At 63.0% G+C, this 6655-nt stretch carries 5 protein-coding genes and 2 tRNA genes; all 7 read right to left on the bottom strand.

What is annotated here, in order from left to right; genetic code table 11:
- Nucleotides 1–72: 72 nt before the first annotated feature.
- Nucleotides 73–969 carry a DUF2333 family protein gene (locus Q0K00_RS11000; protein ID WP_297229486.1) on the bottom strand — a complete coding sequence of 299 codons (897 nt, stop codon included), beginning with the start codon at nt 967–969 and terminating at the stop codon, nt 73–75.
- Between the two features lie 115 nt (nt 970–1084).
- Nucleotides 1085–1161: transfer RNA gene (locus tag Q0K00_RS10995), tRNA-Arg, on the bottom strand.
- Nucleotides 1162–1231: 70 nt separating this feature from the next.
- Nucleotides 1232–1308: transfer RNA gene (locus Q0K00_RS10990), tRNA-Arg, on the bottom strand.
- Between the two features lie 30 nt (nt 1309–1338).
- Nucleotides 1339–1608, bottom strand: coding sequence for a 30S ribosomal protein S20 (gene rpsT, locus Q0K00_RS10985; RefSeq protein WP_297229484.1), 270 nt, complete (start codon nt 1606–1608; stop codon nt 1339–1341).
- Nucleotides 1609–2004: 396 nt separating this feature from the next.
- Nucleotides 2005–4095, bottom strand: coding sequence for a glycine--tRNA ligase subunit beta (gene glyS, locus Q0K00_RS10980; RefSeq protein ID WP_297229482.1), 2091 nt, complete (start codon nt 4093–4095; stop codon nt 2005–2007).
- A 2-nt stretch (nt 4096–4097) separates the two neighbouring features.
- Nucleotides 4098–4973, bottom strand: a complete 876-nt coding sequence (gene glyQ / locus Q0K00_RS10975; RefSeq protein ID WP_297229480.1) for a glycine--tRNA ligase subunit alpha — start codon at nt 4971–4973, stop codon at nt 4098–4100.
- Nucleotides 4974–5136: 163 nt separating this feature from the next.
- Entirely contained in the window at nt 5137–5889 is a 753-nt protein-coding gene (locus Q0K00_RS10970; RefSeq protein ID WP_297229478.1) for a DNA repair protein RecO C-terminal domain-containing protein, read from the bottom strand.
- Between the last annotated feature and the right edge of the window lie 766 nt (nt 5890–6655).

The following is a 6655-nucleotide window of genomic DNA, read 5'->3' as shown; positions in this document are numbered from 1 at the left end:
CTTGTTGGTTTGTCTGCTAACTTCCAACTTACCGAATGAGGAAAGGGTGAACAACCTATCGGAACACAACACCTAGATACGGATGCTGTCGCGGATATCTTCCAGACGATTCCGGGCGAACATGAGATAGGAGATGATCAGCTCCCCGGAGTTGAACGAAGAGGTGATATAGAGCGGGTCGTACACGCAGATCTTGTCCAGATACTCCATGGCGGCGCGCATGTTCTCCTCGTTGTTCTTGTCGCGGATCTCGGGATAGAGCACGTACAGAGCCTTCATGAAATCCCGGATGACCAGCACCATGCCCTGCGCTTCGTAGATACGGTTGTCCAGCGTGGCGAAGGAAAGGCTCTGGGCATCCGACAGGAGGCCGAGGGCGTAGCCGAGCATGTCCTGCCCCACCACCTTGCTGAGCGAGGCATAGAGATCGTCGGTGCGGCAATTGTAGACGGCCTTGCCCGCGTCCAGGTCCGCCTTGTACTTTTCCACGAGCTTCAGGCCCTTCTTGTACTGGCCTTCAGCGGAGGGGAACATGAAGCTGCGCGGGTCGATGGCGAAATTGTTGAGGCGGGCGTTGTAGAGGTCCGCATTTTCCCGGTCATTGGCGCCCAGCTTGGCGATCTCCATGGAGTAGAGGTCCATGAGCACCTTGGTGGCGTGGTAGACGCCGTATTGCCGGTAGGCGCGGTTATCGAGGAAGAAGCGGTTGAACAGGATGTCGTTCATGGTCCAGCCGAAGGTCGAATCCAGTTCCTGACGCAGCTGATGCGTGATGGCGTCCACCAGCAGCTTGCCCTTTTCGTTCTCCGGCAGCTGGGCGGCGTTTTCCGGCAGGCTCACCGCATCAGGGAACGTGTTGCGGTCGATCTTTCCGTACAGGGCCTGCGCCCCCCACATGAAAAGAAGGATACCGATAAAGAGGCAGACCTGTACGGCCAGCGTCTTGACGACCACGCGAACCTTGCTCATGGCATTCATCGTTATGACTCCTACGTCTGGCGTGAACCGCCGGGCGGCGGGAAAAACAGTTTGCAGCATAACGAAAAAAGCGGTTACGGGCAATTCCGTAACCGCTTATTTTCTCTGGCGCGCCCGAAGAGATTCGAACTCCTGGCCTACAGGTTCGTAGCCTGTTGCTCTATCCAGCTGAGCTACGAGCGCGTGAGTTTGTTTCTACTTGCTTTCCTCGTTGTCGTCAACACTTTTTTTCGTGTCTTTTCAATTTTTTTTGTGGCGCGCCCGAAGAGATTCGAACTCCTGACCTACAGGTTCGTAGCCTGTTGCTCTATCCAGCTGAGCTACGAGCGCGTGACACGATTCCGCAAGTAGACGGAAAAATTAGGCAGCCTCGATGCCGTTGACGGCGCGAGACAGACGGGAAACCTTGCGGGCAGCCTTCTTCCAGTGCAGGGAACCCTTGGCGGCAGCCTTGGCCAGCACGGAGGCGGCCACGCTCAGCGCGGCATTGGCCTGTTCCTTATCCTTGCTCTGGATAGCGGCGCGCACATTCTTGATGGCGTTTTTCACGCGGGTGCGGGCAGCACGATTGCGCGCAGCACGCTGCAGGCTCTGCTTGTGACGTTTGATGGCAGACTTATGGTTAGCCACGACGATCCTCCGATCAGTTGACCTGCTGTACAGCAGGATGATTTCTCGTTGCGAACGAGGTTAACTAGCCCCGTTCCGTCAGGAAGTCAAGCGATTTTTTCTCGTTCGCCTGAAATTCTTTTTTTCTTCCCGTCCAGCGGCGGACAGGCTGGGATCTCGGACACAAGAGCATTTTGCCTTTTCAAAGGCAAAATACGAAGCGGCGGCACAATGCCACCCGGACAACACCAGGCGGGATGAGCGCGTTTTTCCCGCAAAACGCCGGGCCGTCTGGTTTGGGGCGCGAAGCGTTCAAACGGAAAATGCTCAAGGACGCGCAACGCCCCTGCCCCGCTCCGACGGCTGCGCGGAGACAGACGCCGGAGCGGGCGGGGCGACGAGAACATTTTCAGCCGGCTAGATCTGCAGGGCGGCAAAGTCTGCCAGCCGGGCAAAACGCGAGCCGAGCGCATTGAGCATGGCCAGACGATTCCGCCGCAGGTCGGCCTCTTCGGCCATGACCATGACGCCGTCAAAGAAGGCATCCACAGCGGGCCGCACCTCTTCCAGCGCGGCCAGCACCGCGGCGTGATCGCTCTTTTCCCGCAGGGCGTCCAGACGCGGCAGGAGCTCTTCCAGCGTGGCGGCCAGCGCCTTTTCCGGCGCTTCCCGCAACAGGGAAGCCTCCCACGTCAGGGCAAGCGCGCCGTCGCCCGCCTGCTTGCGCAGGATATTGGAGACGCGCTTGAACGTTTGCACCGCCGCCGCGTACCCCGGCGTGCGGCTGAAGTCCCGCAGGGCGGCCAGACGCGCCGCGCAGGACGGCACATCGACGAGCCCGGCCCCCAGCGCCGCGTCCACGAGCAGCGTGTCCTCGCCGTGGCTCTGCCAGTAATTGCGCAGCCGCGCCGTGAAGAATTCCAGCAGCTTGTCCAGCGCCTCGTCCTGACCGAGCTTCCACTGCCGGTCGCCGTACAGCGCCTGCGCGCGGGCAAAAAGTTCGCGCACGTCCAGCTGCAGGCCGAATTCCAGCATGATGCGGATGATGCCCAGCGCACAGCGCCGCAGACCGTTGGGGTCGGCCGCGCCGGTGGGGATCATGCCCAGACCGAAACAACTGGCCAGCGTGTCCGCCTTGTCGGCCAGCGAGAGCAGCGCCCCGGCCAGGCTGGACGGCAACGGCGAATCCGGCCCGGCAGGCAGATACTGCTCGCGCAGGGCCTGCGCCACCACGGCGTTCTCTCCCTTGCGCCCGGCATAGATGCCGCCCATGATGCCCTGCAGGGTGTCGAACTCGCCCACCATGCCGCTGACCAGGTCCGCCTTGGAAAGGCGTCCGGCACGCGCCGCATCGTCGGCGCTCACCTTGCCCGCGGCAACGCTCTCCGCAAGCCAGCGGCACAGCGATTCCAGACGGCGGGTCTTGTCGGCCATGCTGCCCAGTCGGGCGATGAAGATGACATGCTCCAGCTTTTCCAGCCAGGTATCCAGGCTTTCCCGCAAGTCCTGATGCCAGAAGAAGCGGGCGTCCTCCAGACGGGCGCGCAGTACGCGCTCCCAGCCGTGCTTGACCACGGACATGTCCTGCGGCGTCAGATTGAGCACCGTCAGGAAATGCGGCATGAGCCTGCCGTCCGGCCCCTCGATGCCGAAACTCTTCTGATGGCTCTCCATGCTGGTCAGCAGCACCTCGGCCGGGACTTCCAGATAGGCGGGGTCAAAATCCCCCAGCAGCGGCACGGGATGCTCCACCAGCCCCTGCACTTCCTCCAGCAGGCCGTCCCGCCAGAGCACCTTGCCGCCCGCGGCCCGCGCCAGCTCGTTGCCGCCGTTCACGATGATCTCCCGGCGGGCGGCCGGGTCCACGGTGATGGCGCACTGTTCGGCCATGACGGACAGATAGTCCGAGGCCCGCGCGATGCTGAACGGGCCGGGCCCGTGGATGCGGTGGCCGCAGGTCTCGCGTCCGCTCGTCACCGGCCCCACGCTGAAGGGGATGACCTCCTCGTCCAGCAGCGCCACGATCCAGCGCAGCGGACGCGCATAGGCCAGCGTGTGCGCGCCCCAGCGCATACGTTTGGCAAACGGCAGGCTCGTGATGACCGCCGGACAGATCGACGCCAGCAGATCGCGCGCCGCCGCGCCGCCCGTATGCTTGCGCACGGCCACATATTCGCCCTTGTCCGTCTGGATGCGGTACACGTCCGCCACGGTCAGCCCGTGCGTGCGCGCAAAACCTTCCAGAGCCTTGGTCGGATTGCCGGAGGCATCATAGGCGGCGCGCACCGGCGGGCCGGAGATCTCCTCCTCCCGCTCCCGCTGCACGGGGTTCACGTCCTCGATGATGACCACGGCACGCCGGGGCGTGCTCATGACCCGCATCCCGCCGTGCTCCACGGCGGCCTCGTCCAGCGCGGTACGGAAACGGGCGGCAAGCTCCGCCTCTTCCACAGGCAGAAAACGGGAAGGCAGTTCTTCGCTGCCGATTTCAAGTACAAAGGTCGCCATGATTATTTCGCCCCCTTGAGCATGGGATAGCCCATTTCCTCGCGCTGGGCCGCATACAGTTTCGCCACGCCTGCGGCCAGAGCGCGAACTCTGCCGATGTAGCCGGTGCGCTCGGTGATGGAGATCGCCCCCCGCGCATCCAGCAGATTGAAGGTATGGGAGCACTTCAGGCAGTAGTCATACGCGGGCCACGGCAGATTGCACTCCAGCATGGCCTTGCACTGCCCCTCGAAATCATTGAAGTGCCGCAGGAGCATCTCCGCGTTGCTGACCTCGAAATTGTGACGGGACTGCTCCACCTCGTTCTGATGGTAGATGTCCCCGTACGTGACGTTTTCATTCCATTTGAGATCGTACACGGACTCCACGCCCTGCAAGTACATGGTCAGGCGCTCCAGACCGTAGGTCAGCTCCACGCTCACCGGCGCAAGGTCGATGCCGCCCACCTGCTGGAAATAGGTGAACTGGCTCACTTCCATGCCGTTGAGCCAGACTTCCCAGCCCAGCCCCCAGGCCCCCAGCGTGGGCGATTCCCAGTCGTCCTCCACAAAGCGGATGTCGTGCCGGGACGGATCGATGCCCAGCTCCGCCAGACTGCCCAGATAGAGGTCCTGGATGTTCTCCGGCGAGGGCTTCATGATGACCTGGAACTGGAAATACCGCTGCAGGCGGTTGGGATTCTCCCCATAACGGCCGTCCGTGGGACGCCGCGAAGGCTCCACATAGGCCACGTTCCAGGGCTCCGGCCCGATCACCCGCAAAAAGGTATGGGGATTGAATGTTCCGGCCCCGCACTCCACGCCCGAGGGCTGCTCCACCACGCACCCCTGCCTGGCCCAGTAATGCTGCAGGGTGAGGATGACGTCCTGAAAATACATACCTTGTCCTTTGTCTAGAAGTCATTTCCCGCGCCTTCCCGGTCTTTTCCGAAAACGGCGACGCCGAAAATGCGGTTGCTTGCTCCCGTCGCGGCAGCCCAAAAAACTCCCTGCCCCGCCGAAAAAAAATGGCCCCTCGCGGACGGCACGCCCATGCCCGCCCCTACACGCGCCGGAAATAGCTGCCCTCCCAGGTCAGCCCCAGATGATACTCCACGAATCCGTCAATGGCGCGGGCGCAGGCCCGGCGGATCTCCCCCGGCAGCTCGTCCACAGGCCACCGGGAAGGAAATTCTTGCTGTACGGTGCGCAAAAGGTCAAGCCCCCCGTACGGCATGACCACCCCATAACGGCCGATCTCCTGCCGCCGCGCACGGCAGCGCGGGCACAGCACCAGCCCCTCGTCCACCGCGAACAACCCGCCATCCTCCAGCGTGCCGCCGCATCGCCCGCAGCACTCCAGACCCGGCGCAAAGCCCAGCGCCCCGGCCAGCCGCAAACGAAAAAACAACGGCAACAGCCCCGGCAGCCGCTCGCTGCCGTCCAGCGTGGCCCGCAGATCCTCCAGCAAGGCAAACACATCAGGCGCTGCCTCGCCACTCACCCCCAGCGCCTCAGTGAAACGCAGGCAATTGGCCGCCAAGCCCATGCGCCGCCAGTCCGTACGCAAACGCTGCGGCCCCGCCGACAGCGTGGCCTCCTCCAGATTGAGGAAACGACCGTCCCGAGAACTCCGTATCCGGCATCGCAGCGTGTTCCACACATCAAGGCAGCCACAAAACCGTCGGCGGCTCCGGCTCCCCCCAAAGGCAAACACCGTCAGCATACCCCGCGTGCGGCACAACAGCCGCAGCCAGATGTCCGTCTCCCGAAACGGCCCCATGCGCAGCACCAGCGCCTGTTCATTCCATTCCATAATTTTTTCTTTCTGTGGGGGAAGGGGGACTTTTTGCAAAAAGTCCCCCTTCCCCCACACCCCCTACCCTTCAAAAAATCTTGTCAGGGTCGTTGGCAGGCAGTCCTGTCGCCCCGTCCGTCCCTCGCGCATCAGTCCCCCGGCGGCACAAAGAAAAAACGCCGTCATGCGGCAGGCCGTCCTGCCTTCGCCCTTGCCTGCGGCGGACGGGATGCGCCGGGAGAGGTTTTTCTGTGGGGGCAGGGGACCTTTTGCCAAACGTCCCCCTTCTCGCACATCTCCTGCCCTTCAAAAAATCTTGTCGGGGTCGGTGGCAGGCAGTCCTGTCGCCCCGTCCGTCCCTCGCGCATCAGTCCCCCGGCGGCACAGAGAAAAACGCCGTCATGCGGCAGGCCGTCCTGCCTTCGCCCTTGCCTGCGGCGGACGGGATGCGGCGGGAGAGGTTTGTCTGTGGGGACAAGGGGACTTTTTGCCAAACGTCCCCCTTCTCGCACATCTCCTGCCCTTCAAAAAATCTTGTCGGGGTGGTTGGCAGGCAGTCCTGTCGCCCCGTCCATCCCTCGCGCATCAGTCCCCCGGCGGCACAGAGAAAAAACGCCGTCATGCGGCAGCCCGGCCAGCCTCCGCCCTTGCCTGCGGCGGGCGGGATGCGGCGGGAGTTTTTTTCTGTGAGGCAAAGACGGGACCGGACGAAATACGTTGTCCGACGAGTCAGGGACGGGGACCTGCGCCCGCTCCCAAATAAAAGTTTTTGCGGGGTGGAGGG

This window comes from uncultured Desulfovibrio sp. (assembly GCF_944327235.1).
Lineage (GTDB): Bacteria > Desulfobacterota > Desulfovibrionia > Desulfovibrionales > Desulfovibrionaceae > Desulfovibrio.
The sequence above is the reverse complement of the archived record's forward strand: the minus strand, read 5'-3'. Positions and strand labels throughout refer to the sequence as shown.